Below are 16,828 nucleotides of genomic sequence, written 5' to 3' on the forward strand. Positions count from 1 at the left end.
GTTTTTTTATTGGTGTGTTTGTATTCGCCGCAGGTTTTAGTCGGCTTCAAATAGTATTTTCAGGTCGTTCAGCTTTCTGTTAATATCCTGAAGTTGTTGTACAGCGGCGTTGAGCCCATCTTTTTTGGCCTGAACCTGCTCCTCGCCATTCCGGATGTCCTCGCAGATAGTGGCTACCTGGCTGTTGAGCGCTGCGATTTCGTCATCGAGGCTGGATTCTATGGGGGCTGTAGCTGTAATGATCTGGCCAACGATCTCCCGGGTCTGCGATTGCGCGATTTGATCAATGGTTTGATGCAGTTCCTGGGCAATCTTTTTCGCGGTTTCCTTTTTTAGTTTTTTCACCGTGGCATCTACACCCATGAACATACCGGCGAAAGCAATGGCCAGCACAACCGGGATGACGGTGAAGGGGTTGGCAATGCCGATCATGATCATCGTCACCACGGCGGTTACCTGCAGGGCCATCTGGATAAAGAACTGCTTGGTAAAACCGAAACTGGCGCCAATGATACCGGCCCCGAAGTCGGCCAGCAGCAGGCCTGCGGCGGCGGCAAAGATCCGCTCCCGGTTAGAGACTTTCCCCTGTTCACTGAGGTGGTCCACATCAACGTTTCCTGAAATCTTGTTTTTTACATTTTCCAGGCTGAAGTAAAAGTCATCGATGCCGGTTTTGAATTCTTCCTTCATGTCATCCACCTGGGTGATGATCAATGGCGTGAGCTGGTGGTCACACCATTCGTTCTGCTGTTCCCCAATCTTTTCTTGATATTTTTCAATGATTTCGCTAATGATTTCTTCCGATGATTTTTTTGGGGCCTGGATCCGGAACCCGGTCTTCAGGTCCATATTGTCGATCCAGGCAGGTGTTTGCCGGATGATTTCCAGGAGGTTGCTCCTGAACTCTCTTTCCAGGGTCAGTTCTAAGCGGGCGATCCGGTTTTGGATCCTTTCGGCGATATGCTTTTTCTTCGTTTCCAGGTTTTCGAGCATAGGCCTGACTGCTTTCAGGCGTTTTTCTATATCTTCCAGGCTGAGGTCGAGCATGCTGAGCGATCCGGGGATGGTGCTCTCCAGGGTATATTCAAGGTAGGTCTTGAACCGGTTGACGGGTTGGAGCAATTTGATCTTGCCTTTTTTATTGGTTAGAAAATCGGTTAAAAGATCTTCCAGTCGCGGCAGGCCGGAGTTTTCAACCAGAGATGGGTTTTTACTGGTCTTGCCTTCCAGGGCATGTGCAGAATCTACGAAAAATATGTAATTCATATCCTTCGTTTTGCCCTGCAGCTTTGATTTGCCATAATTAACCAGCCTCTGCCGTTCTTTTTCCGGGATCTGGTGGAAGCGGTTAAAAACGAAGAAAATGTATTCATGTCCGGCGCGGATAATGTTCTGGTCAATAAACTTCATGTCGCTTTCGGCCAGCGCGGCCAGGGAGGTCAGCACAAACAATACCGCATCTGCTTTTGGAAAATAGTCGGCAGTGATGGCGGTCCTGATACCATTTTCGTTCAGGCCGGGAGAATCGATGATCTCGACATTGTCTTCGCATAGCGGGAGCGGCCAAAAAAGTTCCACTTTTTCGTAAGGGGTTTCGGCAACCGAGTCTTCCTGCTTTTTATCCGGGTCGGGGATAACTACGAATTCTTCGAGCCGTGCCACGGGTACTTCCAGCGGCGGTACGCCGGACCTGTATTTCTGGATATGGGCTTTGGCGATGACCGAGAGTTTCTCCGGAAGCTCCTTTTGAATCGGATCTTTAAAATGCAGTACTGCCCTGGGGACGCTGCCATATTTGACTTCGTTGATGACGGCCGTGCAGGGGATGGCGTAAGCGGGCAGCACTTCCTCGCCCAGCAACGCATTGATAAAGGTGCTTTTTCCTACCTTGAACTGACCAACCACCATAATTTTGAAGGTTTCGGCTTTGACCTTGATGGTAATATCCGAAAGCATAGCTGCCTGGGCATCCATTTCAACGGATTTAAAAATACCTGTACTCTGGTTCAGCAGCTCTGTGAGCATTGCCTTCCATTCCTTGAATTTTTGGAGGTTCTTGTTTGAGATCGTCATGATATGAGGTTTTCCTGTTTAAGCAGGATGGTTAACAAATGGGTGGCTTGGCTCAGATCGGTTTCCAGTTTTCCGGTGTTTTCAGCGTGGCTGTCCTGTTGCTGCCTGAGATAGGCCCCCTGCAGGTCTGCCCAGGCCGTTTCCTGTTCTGCGGTGGATTGGATTGCTGCCCGGTAGTGGGAGGTGATCAGGGCAGTGCCTGTTTGGATGGCATCATCAAAAATTTTGTAAACCTGATCCTGGATAGTTTTGGCCAGCATTTCGCGTTGCTGTCCTATTTTCCCGGCAATAACGGCGTCGCTGATAAATCCGCCCCCGATGCTGATCACAATGCCCAGCGGCCCGGCCAACAGGTAAACGCCGATAGTAGCCAGACCCGTAAATATGCGGGATATTTGCCGCGATCGTTGCAGGTCTTCGTATTTACGGGTGTTGAGGTTCAGGGAAGGATCTCCGCTCCCGGGTTGCCTTTCAGGGCGGTTAATGTGGATTTCCCGGAGGAACGCATCGGCGACTTTTTCTTTCAGCCACAGCCCGTCTGCTGCGATCTGCTGCTGTATGGTGGCTTCGGCTGTCTTAACTATCAGCCTGATCTGCCGTTCGAGCATGAGAGGCAGTTCCTTTTCTGCAAACTCTTTCGGGAGTGTGGTCCTGGAAATCGCAACGTTGGCCTGTTCAAGAACATCCTTCCTTCCCTGGCTGAGCAGGTCATTGAGCAGCCTTTCGCAACAGGCAAGGCGCTTTTCCATTTCCAGGCGCAGTTGTTCCCAGTACAATCGCAGCTGCGTGATCTCGGCAACTGCTTCTTCTATGGCCAGCTGGCTTGCCTGGTTAACAGACTGGGCTTGCTGCCGGCGGGTTTCCAGTTCGGTGATGAGTTGGGTGAGCAGTAACTGCACCTGTGCGCGCAGGCTCTCAAACCGGAGCCGGGCATGTGTTTGGCTGGTCATCCAGGACTCCGCCGCTTGCCGGACAGCTGCTATACCGTAACTGCCGGCAAATTCGCCGCCTGTTAGGTTTTTGTCGCCGGAGGTGAGGTATACCGGGATATCCCAACGGAGGTTTTCGAGTGTTTTAAGGATATAGTGCACAAGGGTTTCCTGATCTTTTGCAGGGAGTTGATCCAGCCGGGTGATCAGGATGGCGATACGTGGTATATTGAGCGGCAGCACCCATTGTTCGATAAAGTCCAGCTCGGTTTGGCTGAGCGCCATGGTTGCGCTCACAGTGATGAGCAGCGCATCGCATTCGGGCAGCAGGCTACCGGTTTTTTGAGTGTAATTATCCGTTCCCGGCATGTCCAGCAGTTCACAATTGAATTTCTTCAGCCAGGGATGCGGCGTTTTCAGGTTAACGTCAATGACGTAGCCTTCGCTTGCTGCCATAATCTTTTCCCAGGAGCGGGCTGATACTTCAAGCAGGGTTCCCGGCTCTGCTGCCTGAGGGCAGGTAAGCTGCGCGGTACTGCCGTAACTAATCCGGGTAAGCAAAGCTGTGCCGGGAAACGTACCCGTGGGCACCAGATCTTTACCCAGGAGTTGATTAATTACCGTGCTCTTGCCCCTGCCGGATTCGCCGGTTATCCCGATGCTGAAATAGGGTTTATAAACCGCGATGTAAAGCTGCTCCCATGTATTGAGTAGAGGTTCCAGTCCGTATGCTATGAACAGGGGCTTACTGGCCGTGAGAATGTTAATCAGATGTTTGAGTCGGGTATCGCCGGTTGCTTGATTCTTTTTCATGTGTTTTATTTAAATCGTGAGCAGGTTATTTTTTGCTGTGGCCAGGAGGTTTTTTCTTATCTCCAGTTCCTGTAAATCGCGGGCTACCTGTTTGCGGAGTTCTTCGAGACGGATCAGCTCCAATCTGTCCCTCTCGGCCATTTGTTCGGCGAGCAGCCGATATTTTTCCATGTACTGATCGATGACACCGTTAAATTCCTTCCGGACGTCTTCAACCGCCTGATTGAATGCATCCGTACTATTGGCAATCCACTGGGCGCGGATACCGTCAATGGCGGCTTCAATTTTTGGCAGGCATTCTCCCCGTACCTTATCCAGCGAGGGGCCAAATAATTTGCCGATAAACCAGCCCATGGCGGCGCCGATGGCCGTTCCTATCCCGGGTAGGATCATTGTTCCGATGGTTGCACCCGTAACAAAGGATGCGCCAATGGCGATATTTTCTATGTTACTGGCCTCGCCCACGGCTGACACAGCACCATAGGTGGCCGCCTGTCCGTTAAATTTGCTTTCGGTACCGGTACCGCTAAGACGGCTTTCGCCAAGCCGGATCTGACCGCCGAGGCTGGCCAGCGATTGATAAATTGTTATAAACTCAGTCTCGAAATCTTTTTTATGGGTGTTGGCCACTCCGGTAATCTGGCTGCATATGGCGGAAACCTGCAGGCGGAGCTGGTTTTGTTTGCCGGTGACCGAACCGGAAATATGGTCGACCGAGGCTTTCAGTTCTTTAAGGGAATCTGCCCAGTTAATGCGGCGGCGGCTTTCTGTCAGGAATGTGTCCCAAAAGTTGTTGATGCAATCGGTCATCTGCTCCCGGTATATCCTGGTATCCTGCCGGAGCAGTTTGGCGTAATGGTCCTGGCGTTCCCGCGTAAAATCAGCGAGCCGCGGAATCGTGTTTTTTTCCAATGCTGCTTTTTCGGCAGCATAACTTGATTCAAATTGCCGGAGCCCGCCAACCATTCCTTCAAAGAGCGTTGCGGTTAGTTTGACGAGCCGTTCAAGCTGGATCGCCAGTTTTTGCTGGTTCAGGCTGAGGTAAATTCCAGATTCGGCGCTGAGGTAGTCCTGCAGGAAGCTATCCATTTCAGCGGCTGGGGTGTGGTCAAAAACGCCCGACGGCGGCACAGCCGGGAGTAAGGACTCCAGGGCGGCCCGGGGGGAAATGGCGACTACTTTCGGGTTGGCGGTGCCGGTTTCACTGGCCAGTTTATTGCGGACCATATCCATCAGCCGTTGCCGTTCACCGGCCTTGATCTGATCGATTTTGGTCACTAAAAAGATGCAGCGGTGAATTGGAATGTCCCCCGCGTGTGCTTTCAGGAATTCGATTAAGCTGACCGGGACAGGAATGGTGCTCTGAATTAGTATCAGGGCCACATCACAAATTTCCCGGATGGCTTTTTCTGTGACTTCTGCGTGTCTTTTGTTCAGCGATTGAATGCCGGGCGTGTCAACAATGACAAGGCCTGTTTTTAGGGCATCCGATGGAAAGCTGATCGTGAGCTGTCTGATATCTCCTGAAAAAGCTTCGCCGGCTGCCAGCAGCTCTGTTAGCTGCCTGATTTTTTCCCGGTGTTCTGCCGGGCTGACAGATACGGACAGTTGTTTCCAAAAGGTGGAAAAAAAACCAGAGGAGGTCTGATTTTTGGGGAGGTATTGCTGGTAAAGCTGGTTGATTTGCTTATGATCCCTGCTGTACACGAGTGACTTTCCGGTGTTATATTCGATTGCCAGGTCGAGTTGATTGCCGTGACGAAACGCAGCCAACGATGTGGTTGTCCCCTGAAGGTTATCGGTTTTCAGGAAATCGTTGCGCATCAGGGTGTTGATCAGCGTACTTTTGCCGCTGGAAAATTCACCGATGATGCCAAGATACAGATTAGGGTCGCTTTGCCGCGCCCGGACCACCGTGATGGTATGGTGTAATTGTGCGGCACGATCAGCAGGCCATTGATAGCGTGACAGCAAAGTTTCGAAATAAGCCAGCAGGGCATCAATGGCTGCTGCTTTGCGGATTTCGTTAATCTTTTCCAGGTCCTTCATAGTTGTTCTTTTGTATGGTTCAGGCGTCTTCGCCGGCTGGTGATTCGTTTTCCGGGAGATCGTGGTGATGCCCATCCGTGTGCTCCGGATAAGGCTGGTGAAAAAGATGGTCGTTATGGTGATGGGCGGAAAGATCATGGCCGTCCGCCGGGTCTGTATGATGGATAGCCCGGAAGTGATCGTACGCATCTGTCTGGTGGTTTCCGTGCAGGCCTGGCTGTTCTGTACCGGTGGTACCTTGCTGGTGATGATGGCCGGGCAAAGGGTGTTGATAATGATCAAGTGCCTTGATTGCCGCGATGAGGGCGGTGCCTGCAATCATGCTGAAAAGCACTGTAGTCCCGATCAGCTGCGTTTGTTCGTTTATGACCGGCTTGCTGTTTGTTGCGCTATAATCGGGCCGCACCGTTTTTTCCGGGTCGTTGATCAGGGCGGGGTTTACGATAGACTGGATCAGGCTGGTCAATCCGCCCTGGAACTTTTCGCGGGTGCTCATGTCAATGCCGATGAGGTGGTAGAGATCAGTGGGCATGCTTTCCGTTAGGGTGCCATCCTTTAAGACCGGAATGCATTTTTTGCGAATGCCGCCCCTTTTGAATAATTCACGGCGGACGAGGTTGTATTCATAACCGACGGATGCGATGCATTGGTCGGCTTTTTCTTTATAATCAGGAGTAAGGATTAACAGAATTACGTCGGCGGCAGCAATGGATGCCTGCATCCGGGTGTATAGGTTATTGCCCAGGTGTCCGTTGTCCTGGTCAAAGATCACACTTACAGGCGGCAGTTCGCGCATGGGGTAAGCTTTGATTTTTTTTGCGAGCACTGAAACCCATTCCTGGCCGTCACCGGCATAGGAGTATGAAATAAAGACGACCGGTTGTTTTTGTTGGAGTCTCATAACGTTTCGGTTTTCAGATTTTATTTTCTTTTACCAGCTGCCAGTAATGCTTGCCCAGCGGGGTGAGTTTGCATGATTTGCCTGCCATAGCGGCGAGGTACATAAAAGGGGCACCCTGCGGTACAACAAGCCCTACGCTCTGCATTTGCTGGAGTTCTTTGAAGGTTTTAACGTTTTTGGCTTTGGCATAAGGTTTTTTCTTCAGGGGGGCGTAGGCTGCAGTATTGGTATATTCAAAGGATGGATCCAATGGGAAAGCATCATCAGGGGCACCGAAATATCCGGTCAGCTTGCGCAGTACTTCCGGCGACAGCTGCGGCTTGGCAGTACGCAGAGGGGCAAAGCGGGTGATATTGGTTTTGAAAACCGGGCGCTGGCCGGTTTCGCCAAGTGTCTGGTCGATATAGGCGTAAACGCTGCCTGGGGTGATGCGCCCGCGGATGTCGGCAGCACCGCCTGAAAGGGCTTGTACCAACAGGGCTGTGAACAGGCTTTTCCCGCCGTACATCTTGGCGGGTTCATTGTGGCGGCTGGCGGTGAGGATGGTCAGGCCTTCCATCACCTGGATGTTCATTCCGGCCATCATGTTGCCACGGCCAATGGCTCCGGCAAAACAGCAGTCAAGGATAATGATTTTGTTCAGGGCTGGCGAGGCGTTGGCCAGTTGTACAACGATGTCCATGTGGATGCCTTCATCATAAGCCTTGACATCCGGGGTAACGAGGTATCCGCCGAGCTGGTTGACCAGGCCGTGCCCGCTGAAATAGAACAGGGAAATAGTCCTGGGCTGCTGAAACAGTTCGGTGATCTGGCGGAGCAGTGAGGCTTTATCAGTCACTGCGGTCTGGAGGTCAATTTCCATATTGGGCGATCCGTCCGCATTATTGCGGAGCAGGGCGGCAACCGCGCGGGCATCGTCTGCGCAGCCGGTCAGAGTTTGTGTGCCGTATTTTTCAACGCCGACGATGAGTGCTTTTGTCATATTGGTTTAGTTGTTTTTTTACAAATGTGGAGGATTGACCGCATGGTAAAAACCTGATTTTAGGTAGAAAAATCCCCGGAATTTTCCTGTGGCGCAGGTTGCTATGGCAGGAAAATTCCTGAATCGCAGGGCGGTTTTTCCTGAAAGCGGGATTCGGGCAAGCGGGGTTGCAGATTGTGTTCTACTTTAGTCCGAGTTTTAAATCAAATTATTTTTTTAACCCTTTCAATCCCAACATTATGGAATCATCCAGCAAACCTCTTCCCTTTTTCTTTGTCGGCCAGGCCCTGGTAAACCAGCGGACCGCTGACTTTGTCAACCAAAAAAACAACCTGCTCAGCGAGGCGCTGGGCAAACCGGATACGCGTTCAATCTGGTATTCCCGCGACCATATAGCCGGGCTGCTGGATGAGATTGACCATGCCGGCGGCGACGGGCTGCGTATAGCTTTCGGAATGTATGAGCGGGGGCACCAGTTTGCAGGGCAGCTGTGCCTGATGATGAATCCAACCCGCGGGGTAGCCGTAGGAGACAGCGTAGTGCACCAGGCGGTGATCCTGGAAAACGAACCGGATTTCGCGGAGCGCTCTGCCGTGAACAAGGATTATGATTTTGGCAACGGCCTTCCGGGGGTGGATAAGGGCTTTAACCTGGGTAGTCCCTGCCCGCCGATATGTGACTGATTGCGCAGAAGTAATGGCGGCGTGGCCATAGGCCACTGTAAAAAAAACGAATGTTCCGGAGTTTAGAGTCCGATGGTTATACTGTATATTAGTCAATGCATAAATTGTTGAGCTATCATTATATATACCTGATCCCTTTGACTTTAAGCTCCCTTGTAAGCCTGAGGGCCTTCCGGCTGGAATGGCTGAGGCCTTACCGGATTTTTTCTTTATTCCTGATAACAAGCCTGATGATCGAAGCATTTGCAATAAGCTGGAAATGGGGGTTGCACCAAACTGCATTCTGGAATTTTCCGGCGTCCAATATCTGGATCTATAATATATTTATGCTGGTGCAGCTGTTGTTCCTGGCAGCCGGTTATAACCGGCTGCTGGGGGCCGGCAGGCCCCGGAAGCTGATACGCGCGGGATGGATCCCGTTAATCCTGTTTGGTATTGCAGACTTCTTTTATTTCCAGGGACCGGGGGTGCTGAACAACCTGACAATCATTTTGTATTACCTGATCTTCGTGCTGCTGGCGCTGGCTTTTTTTTACCAGGTACTGCACGCAAAAGAGCTGGTATCGCTTGTCTCGCATCCGGGCGTTTGGATCTCCCTCGGCATATTTATCTATTACTCAGTCGCCCTTCCCTACTGCATTTTTCTGCCATACCTGGTCCGGCAAAATCTTAGCCTCGCCGTCGTGCTGTTTAACATCAATGTGGCGCTCGACACGCTGATGTACTCCCTTTACCTAATCTCATTTTTATGCAAACCTCGATTTCTGAAGTCAGCATCCTGACGATCATCATTTCCACGCTGTTAATCCTGGTACTGGTCGGCATGGTGGTTTATTATTTATTCCTGTACCAGCAGAAGCGTTTTCTGCATGAAAAACAGGTCCAGGAGTTGCATGATACATTTACCCAGACACTGCTGCAGTCCAAGCTGGAGATCCAGGAGGTGACGCTTGACCACATCGCCAAGGAACTGCATGCCAATTTCAGCCAGCTGGTATCGCTGATCAATATCAACCTGTCAACGATCCTGCCGCACAGTTCGGACGAAGCAAGGGAGGGCATCCTTGAAACCAAATCGCTGGCCAAGCAGTTGCTGCTGGAACTGAAGGCGCTAAGCGCCAGCCTGAATACCGATCATATCATGCATATCGGCTTTATTGCGGCGCTGAACAACGAACTGAACCGGATGGCCAAAACGAAAAAATTTAATGTTACCTTTAGCAAGACAGGTGAGGAATACCGCCTGCGTCCGGAGCATGAGATCATCCTGTTCCGGTTGTGCCAGGAGGTGCTGAACAATATTGTAAATTATTCCCAGGCCGAGCTGGTGACCGCTGCCTTAAATTACCAGGAGGGCCTTTTCGAGCTGGAGATTTCGGATAACGGGATCGGCTTCGATGCCGGCGAGGTGACGAAGCCGGAATCCGGGAAGGCCAGTACGGGGCTGCTGAATATCCGCAAGCGCGCGGCGCTGATCGGGGCAGAAGTGATGATCGAAAGTGCGCCGGGGGCGGGAAGCAGGGTTTCCATCCGCATCCCTTCGGCGGCAACAACCTGATGATTCTTAATGATGCTTACGGAAAAAAGAAAAATAAAGCTGGCAGTGGTCGATGACCATAACCTGTTCCGCAAGGGGCTGATCAAACTGATCATGCTGGCGGATACAGAGGAAAAATATGAGGTGCTTTTCGAGGCGGAGAGCGGCAGCGATCTTAAAAATAAGCTTTCGGCGGCGGCCATGCCGGATATCGTGCTCATGGACATTGATATGCCTGACATGGATGGCTACCAGTCTGTGGAATGGCTGAACCGGTACCATCCGGATATCGCGATCCTGATCATCTCGATGTTTGAAAGCGAGGAAGGGGTGTTGCGGATGCTGCGGCTGGGGATTAAAGGGTATTTATCAAAGGATATAGAGGTGGAGGATATCAACCGGGCGCTGGAGGCGATCAGCAATAAGGGGCTTTTCTACGCGGACTTTGTTTCGGGGATTATTGCCCAGCAGATGCAGGGTAAGCCGTCTGCGGGCGGCACTGCGGTAATTAAACCGGCTTTTTCAGAAACCGAACTAACATTGATCAGCCTGGTGTGCACGGAGCTGACCTATGTGGAGATTGCGGAACGGATGCATGTGAGCCCGAAAACGGTGGACGGGTACCGCGATGCCTTATTCCGGAAACTCGGCGTGAAAAGCCGTGTGGGCCTTGCAATGTACGCGGTTCAGCAGGGGATAGTGCGGTTCTGAACCGCTTCCTTCCGGTTAACTCAGTTTCAAAGCTTCCACAATCGCTTTCAGGGCTTCATTATTTTTTCCGCCTGCCCAGTAGTCGGTATGCCCGCCGGGGTAGCACCAAAGCGATTTCCGTTTGACGGCGATGTCGCGGACACCCAGGCCAAAAATGCGCTGCATGGGGCCGCCAACAAAATCAGAAGTATAGAAAATATTGGTCCAGCGGGTCATGGCGAACAGGGCGCCGTGGTTGAGGACATTGATGCCCTTACGGTTTTTGCCTGCGTCGGTTGCGGGCAGGTATTCGCGGTAAAAGATATTATGATCGTTCTGATCGGTTTCGGGAGGACAGACAGGCAGTTCGCGCTGTTCGATCAGCTTACTAACGGAGACTTTATTGACCATAAAATAATCGATGGCGTTCAGCGCGGCACCGAGTGTGATGAAATCGGTGACAAGCCAGGGATTACCCAGGCTTTGGGCTTCTTCCCAAAGGTTATGCTGGGCATCTGCGAAAGCGCCATAGTTGGGTGTAATGGTAAGCGGCTGCCGGGCGAAAACATTAACGGCGTCGAGCATAGGTTGCTGGTTGCCGGGCGGCGGGGTTGTATAAACGGTGTTTTGTTCGGTCCAGAGCAGGCGGAGCAGATCGTAGGCTACGGCGGTGCCGAGGCTATGGGCCACAACGATGATCCGGTCGGGCTTGGTGCGGTTGCTGATGTTATGCATTTTCCTGAGGAAGGTGATGCCCTGCTGGCGGATATGGCTGCGTTCGGCGATATTATCGGGTTCGGGGGTCATATAGCGGGCCACGTCACCCAGTGAGTTCAGGAAGGAGCTTTTGACAAAGGAGCCAATACTGCCCCAGATCATGGAGAAGAATGCGCCCCCCAGTACGGCTGCAACGGGTTTAAACCAGCCGGGAACATGCAGCCAGTGGGTGCAGGCCAGGCTGGCGACGGAGGCCAGGATAAAAATGCCCCATACCGTCCACCAGATGCGCTGCAATTGCGCGGGTATGCGGCTTACACGCCGAAAGATGACCTGCGTTAGCCAGGTGCCCATCTGGCTAAATTTGGTGCCGCGCATGTTGTGCGCCCAGTAAAATTCGTAGAAGTCGGTGATGGGCCGCCCGGCCTGGTGGTTGCTTTCGAGACTGAGACGGACGGTTTCGTAGATATCGCCGATGCTGTCGGGTTTGCTCCTGACTTTGGCTTTGACCTCGGTAGGGTCGTTCTGTTCCATTTGCCATTTAATGCCTTCGACAAAGCTGCGGAGGGTGTCCATAGGCCTTTGTTCGCCCATGCCATGGACGATAATTACGGCTTGTCTGTCGATTGTCTTCATCTGAAAGGTGTTGAAGTTGCTTAGGTTTTACGGGTAATCTTCAACTAAGATAAACAATTGATTGTTGCTTTGTAACGCTGTATTCTTAAATTAGCAGTTCATATTTAAGGCATGCCTAATATCCTGTCCATTCATAGCGAGCTTTTTGACTACCTTGTGGAATGGAGTAATAAACACCGTTACGCAGATAATGAGCTCAACCCCTTCTTTTATATCCGCAGTTCCAACGACAAGCGTTTTAAAGAGGGTTACTGGTTTCCGGGTAATGAAGATTACCTGTGCCTTTCCTTTTGGACCGGGGGAGATTCGTTGAATAAAACGCCCAACATTTACCTCGACGTAACCGATAATGGAGATTGCCGCGGACTGATCATCGCCAGAGATTCGGAAGACAAGCTGGCCTACTTTGAAAAACTGGTGGCCTTTCTCAGGGAATTTGGCGTTGAATACAGGCCGACCAGGCGAAAAGGTGTCTGGGAAAACCGTTTTAAGGATAAGGGCGATTATATGGCGAGTTTAAAATCCTATCTCCTGGAGGACAAATTCCTGGTGGACTTGTTTGTCCTGGAGCATGACCCGCTGAACTATATCAATGATTATTCTTCGCATTTCGGTTTACTGGCTGCTGATGTGTTTGAAGATAATTATGCCCGCGTCAGGGAGCAGAAAAGTATCCTCGAAACGGAACGGGCCAGAAAGGAAGCAGGAAGGAACATATCGGCTGCTGAACAAAGCAAGGGCTTCAATTTTGGAAGCCCATTTCCGCCAGTTGGCGATTTTCCCGAAGGCCTGCCCTATGCGCTGCGCGACCTGAACGTTAAAAATTACCAGGGTATCCGCGACACGACTTTGTTTAATCTTCCGGCAGACAGCCAATGGATATTCATCACCGGCGAAAACGGTTACGGCAAAAGCAGCGTGCTCCAGGCGATCACCTTAGGCCTGAACGACGACCGGGTACTGGACAGTTACCTGGACACGGAAAGTCGCATCGAGGTGGTATTGCATGCATCGGGGGCTACAGAAACGATGGTCAGGCTGAAAACCGGCACACGCGGAAATGTTTATAATAAACCTAACCAGATGATCGTCGCCTACGGGCCGGTCAGGCTCAATACGTTTTTGCCGGACAGCCAAAACCAGGAGGACAAGACCCTGAGCAATGTGATGAACCTGTTCCGGACGACAACGAGATTGAAAAGCCTGCAATACGAATTGTTTGCCAAAACCCATACCGACCCGCAGGTATTCAAGAAGCTTGAAAAAGCGGTTAAGGAAGCCACCAACGGCAGGATATCGGAAATTGAAGTGGTTGGCGAAAATGTATTGTTCCGGGAAACACTGAGTAACGGCGAGGTGTTGCCGGCCATCCCGCTGGAAAACCTGGCTGCGGGTTTCCGGAGTGTGATCAATATTATCGGTGATATCATTATCCGTTACAGTGACCGGACCAGTTTCAGCGATTACAAAGATTATTGCGGCCTGGTACTGATCGATGAAATAGAGAACCACCTGCACCCCTTGCTGCAGCGGGAACTGCCGGATGCTTTGTCGAAGGTATTCCCGAAAATCCAGTTCATTGCGACGACGCACAGCCCGATCCCGCTGCTTGGCGCACCCAAGAATTCGGTGATCCTGACGGTATCACGCAACCTGGAGGATGGTATCACGGTGGAGCGGCTGGATGACCAGATCGATTTCAGTAACCTGTTGCCCAATACGATCCTTACTTCGCCCATCTTTGGATTTGAAAAGATTATTCCTTCTGCCAATACAGATATTTCAGCGATTTCGACGACGGATGACTTTGCCTCTTCAGAGGAGGTTAAGGAGATCCGACAAGCCCTTAACCTGAAGAAAATCGATTTTGATGCCATCGACCGGGACTTCGATGCACAACAGCGCACCAGGGATCGTGAAAATGATGCTGACCAGTTGCCAATTTAAGCCCATGCAAAAGATTTACAAGGATTATTTGGCTATCCCCGCAGGCCTTTCCGGAGTAGCCTACCAGGCAAGGCTGGCGCTTTCGCTAACGGAGCAAAATACCCATGAATTTTCAAGCAGTATTTACAGGCACCCGACGGTGCTGGCGGAGCTTAGCCGGATCTATTATAATAAATGTGCCTTTTGTGAATCGGATACCACGGCCGGTGCCCCCATGCAAGTAGAACATTACCGGCCGAAAAAAGCGGTAGTAGGTGCTGTACCTGCGCATACCGGTTATTACTGGCTGGCCTATCAATGGAGCAACCTGTTGCTTTCCTGCGCTTCCTGTAATAATAAGAAGCGCAATCATTTCCCGGTAAACGGGATGAGGGTTGCCGCGCCGCCGTTTGTACAAAACGCGCTTGATACCACTGCATGCCAGGCTAACAGTCCGGATTTACTGGGCGAACTGGCGGAGCTGATCAACCCTGAACTGGAACAAAATCCGATGGTCCATTTCGAATTCTACCCCGATGGTACGATTATGGGTAACACGCCGCAAGGGCTTCAAACCATCCGGGTATGCGGCCTTGACCGTGACCAGCTTACGATCAAACGCAAGGAGTTTTACGATACTTACCTGGACCGCTTTACACGGTATTTTAAAGACTATCAGGACAATGGTAATGAAGCGACACTGGTTTTGCAGCTGAAAAATGCGATTCTTGAAATCTTCAGCCATGTTTCCAAAAATAAACCCTATAGGGAATTTGCGGCAAAATGCCTGGAGAATTTCAAGACTTTTTTTATTGACCGCTTTCAGGCTGGAGAGGCCCGGCCGCTGGCCGAAGCTTATAATCAGGCTATGTCATTAAGCTGATTACGCAAAATACATAAATGACAAAGGTTAGGAGAAAATAAAAAAGCCTAACATCTCTGTTAGGCTTTTCTGTGGGAGCTACTGGGTTCGAACCAGTGACCCTCTGCTTGTAAGGCAGATGCTCTGAACCAGCTGAGCTAAGCTCCCTTGCTTTTGGGACTGCAAATATAGGATGTTGTGCTTGTTTGTCAAAATAAAATTTCAAAAAAACCACATCTTGCTGATTTACAGCGATTAAAATCGCTATTTACTTAACATCCCGGTATTGGGCACGCGGACGGGGGTCTTCAGGAAGGATTTCCATTTGTGGAAAATCAATGTAATTGGCATACCATTGTATGGCGCCTACTAAGTCAAGCGCGTCTTCGGCAGCAACATTAATGGTTTCAAAGGCATAAAGCTTAAGTTCGGCATAACCGTAAAGCTGAATTTCGTTATCATCCGGACTAAAACGTTCTTCATCCAGGCAATAAACTTTTACCTTGAGGCGTGTATCCCTGGAATGGATCACATCCCTGCAGGGGTTTTGAGGATCTGTTGCCAGTAAATATACATTATAGTCCATAATTGGATTAACAAAGTTTATATGGGATGGTTTCTTTATTAAGCGTTTAATGTAAAGAATTGTTTGAATTTTACACGCTTTCCCCTATGTGTGGAAATAGCGCCCACGTTTGGGGAAAGTTTCTACACCTTAACGTTTAGGCAATATTAAAAAGCTGTTTTTAAGGCAAATAAGCATCAATTTATCAATTGGCATTTCGTTTGAATAAATGTTATTACCCTTCTCAAAGGGTTGTTTTTCATAGGTAGATGTAGGGTCGAAATACTGCGAGAGTATTTCGACCTTTTTTATTTGCCTGAATTGGTTGTAAGAAGCTGTTTGAAATAAATACTAATAGATAAAAGCTTCATTGCTTCGTCCTCCACCTACCCCATGATAAGTATCATCTGCAATTAATATAAGCTCGCAAAGCCGCAAAATCGCTAAGAAAAATCTTTGCGTCTCAGCTGCTTTGCGAGAAATCAATACGCTATAAGGTACTTTAAGCTTCGATCCTTATCACTGAGACTGACAATTACTCACAATTCGCAAAATTTTAACCTTTGGGAAAATTATACCACCATTCCCGGAATGTATTTACACACTTTGGCACCGGCAAGTATTTGAAAAGTGCTTTTTTAACGCTTTATAGTATGTTTTTCCATTTGGCACTCTGTTTGAATTAAAGTTAATACCCTTCTCAAAGGGTTGTTTTTCATAGGTAGATGTAGGGCCGGATCAACTGCGAGAGTTGTCCCGGCCTTTTTTATTATTGTGTTTGTATTGCTCGATAATTAAAATAAGATCCGCCAAATTAACCATTGGGAAATTAATTCCCGGTTACGGGTGTCATTTCTACACATTGAGGTTTGTTTTTATTTTAAAAAGCTGCCAATTAGGCATTTAAAGGCGTTTTTTCAAATTGGCATCAGGTTTGAATATAGGTTATTACCCTTCTCAAAGGGTTGTTTTTCATAGGTAGATGTAGGGCCGGAATAACTGCGAGAGTTGTCCGGCCTTTTTTATTTAACGAAAATCTTGATCTGCTGCTTTATTCCCTTGCTTTTTAATTAAGTGTCTTTAACGATCAGTTGCTTATAATCCCCGATTTTGGGATTGCTTTCCACATAAATAGAATATACAGTTCCCAAAAAGCTTGTTTACAAGCCTTAAACATATTTTTATGATTTGGCACCGGGTTTGGATAAGTATTAATACCCTTCTCATAGGGTTGTTTTCATAGGTAGATGTAGGGCCGAAAAACTGCGAGAGTTTTTCGGCCTTTTTTATTGCTCCTGATTTTTTTCTGATGGTCTTTTAGCTGTGAATAGAGCCGCTGGTTTTACTTGTAGTTAAACACTCTAATTAAGAGTAGATTAATTATCAACCAATTACAATCCGTCATGTTGTTACAGGCGTATATCCATCTACAGAACAACTAATTATAGCATTAAAAAAAATCGAA

General features: G+C 49.6%; 13 protein-coding genes and 1 tRNA gene. 6 read left to right on the top strand and 8 right to left on the bottom strand.

Annotation, left to right across the window (positions count from 1 at the left end; all coding sequences use genetic code 11):
- Positions 1–36 precede the first annotated feature (36 nt).
- The 5 genes from ACFFGT_RS32310 to ACFFGT_RS32330 are packed head-to-tail and all read right to left on the bottom strand — an operon-like array spanning position 37 to position 7,747.
- Complete coding sequence (locus tag ACFFGT_RS32310) at positions 37–2,073, bottom strand: dynamin family protein (RefSeq protein WP_377026648.1); 2,037 nt, start codon at positions 2,071–2,073, stop codon at positions 37–39.
- Positions 2,070–3,815: a dynamin family protein gene (locus ACFFGT_RS32315; RefSeq protein WP_377026649.1), complete on the bottom strand. Its 1,746-nt coding sequence runs from the start codon at positions 3,813–3,815 to the stop codon at positions 2,070–2,072. The genes ACFFGT_RS32310 and ACFFGT_RS32315 overlap by 4 nt, the downstream gene beginning before the upstream one ends.
- Positions 3,816–3,824: 9 nt before the next feature.
- Positions 3,825–5,864, bottom strand: a complete 2,040-nt coding sequence (locus ACFFGT_RS32320) for a dynamin family protein (protein WP_377026650.1) — start codon at positions 5,862–5,864, stop codon at positions 3,825–3,827.
- A gap of 19 nt (positions 5,865–5,883) precedes the next feature.
- Entirely contained in the window at positions 5,884–6,765 is an 882-nt protein-coding gene (locus ACFFGT_RS32325; RefSeq protein ID WP_377026651.1) for a toll/interleukin-1 receptor domain-containing protein, read from the bottom strand.
- 13 nt (positions 6,766–6,778) lie between these two features.
- Positions 6,779–7,747 carry a caspase family protein gene (locus ACFFGT_RS32330; protein ID WP_377026652.1) on the bottom strand — a complete coding sequence of 323 codons (969 nt, stop codon included), beginning with the start codon at positions 7,745–7,747 and terminating at the stop codon, positions 6,779–6,781.
- 239 nt (positions 7,748–7,986) lie between these two features.
- On the opposite strand from ACFFGT_RS32330, the gene ACFFGT_RS32335 reads away from it, so the two are divergent.
- The 4 genes from ACFFGT_RS32335 to ACFFGT_RS32350 all read left to right on the top strand — a co-directional run bounded on the left by ACFFGT_RS32335 (position 7,987) and on the right by ACFFGT_RS32350 (position 10,678).
- The gene (locus ACFFGT_RS32335) at positions 7,987–8,430 is read left to right on the top strand and encodes a hypothetical protein (protein WP_377026653.1); all 444 of its coding nucleotides are present in this window, start codon (positions 7,987–7,989) and stop codon (positions 8,428–8,430) included.
- A 95-nt stretch (positions 8,431–8,525) separates the two neighbouring features.
- Positions 8,526–9,212 carry a hypothetical protein gene (locus tag ACFFGT_RS32340; protein ID WP_377026654.1) on the top strand — a complete coding sequence of 229 codons (687 nt, stop codon included), beginning with the start codon at positions 8,526–8,528 and terminating at the stop codon, positions 9,210–9,212.
- A complete protein-coding gene (locus ACFFGT_RS32345; RefSeq protein WP_377026655.1) occupies positions 9,179–9,988 on the top strand; it encodes a sensor histidine kinase in 810 nt (269 codons plus the stop codon). The genes ACFFGT_RS32340 and ACFFGT_RS32345 overlap by 34 nt, the downstream gene beginning before the upstream one ends.
- Before the next feature lie 9 nt (positions 9,989–9,997).
- Positions 9,998–10,678, top strand: a complete 681-nt coding sequence (locus ACFFGT_RS32350; RefSeq protein WP_377026656.1) for a response regulator — start codon at positions 9,998–10,000, stop codon at positions 10,676–10,678.
- A gap of 15 nt (positions 10,679–10,693) precedes the next feature.
- On the opposite strand, the gene ACFFGT_RS32355 is transcribed toward ACFFGT_RS32350, so the two are convergent.
- A complete protein-coding gene (locus ACFFGT_RS32355; protein ID WP_377026657.1) occupies positions 10,694–12,010 on the bottom strand; it encodes a hypothetical protein in 1,317 nt (438 codons plus the stop codon).
- 111 nt (positions 12,011–12,121) lie between these two features.
- On the opposite strand from ACFFGT_RS32355, the gene ACFFGT_RS32360 reads away from it, so the two are divergent.
- Both ACFFGT_RS32360 and ACFFGT_RS32365 read left to right on the top strand, forming a co-directional pair.
- Entirely contained in the window at positions 12,122–13,957 is a 1,836-nt protein-coding gene (locus tag ACFFGT_RS32360) for an AAA family ATPase (RefSeq protein WP_377026658.1), read from the top strand.
- A 4-nt stretch (positions 13,958–13,961) separates the two neighbouring features.
- A complete protein-coding gene (locus tag ACFFGT_RS32365; protein WP_377026659.1) occupies positions 13,962–14,819 on the top strand; it encodes an HNH endonuclease in 858 nt (285 codons plus the stop codon).
- A gap of 72 nt (positions 14,820–14,891) precedes the next feature.
- Here ACFFGT_RS32365 and ACFFGT_RS32370 read toward each other — a convergent pair.
- Positions 14,892–14,966 (bottom strand) — tRNA-Val (locus tag ACFFGT_RS32370).
- Positions 14,967–15,066: 100 nt separating this feature from the next.
- The gene (locus tag ACFFGT_RS32375; protein ID WP_377026660.1) at positions 15,067–15,384 is read right to left on the bottom strand and encodes a hypothetical protein; all 318 of its coding nucleotides are present in this window, start codon (positions 15,382–15,384) and stop codon (positions 15,067–15,069) included.
- Positions 15,385–16,828 lie beyond the last annotated feature (1,444 nt).

This window comes from Mucilaginibacter angelicae, from assembly GCF_042434235.1.
Taxonomy (GTDB): domain Bacteria; phylum Bacteroidota; class Bacteroidia; order Sphingobacteriales; family Sphingobacteriaceae; genus Mucilaginibacter; species Mucilaginibacter angelicae.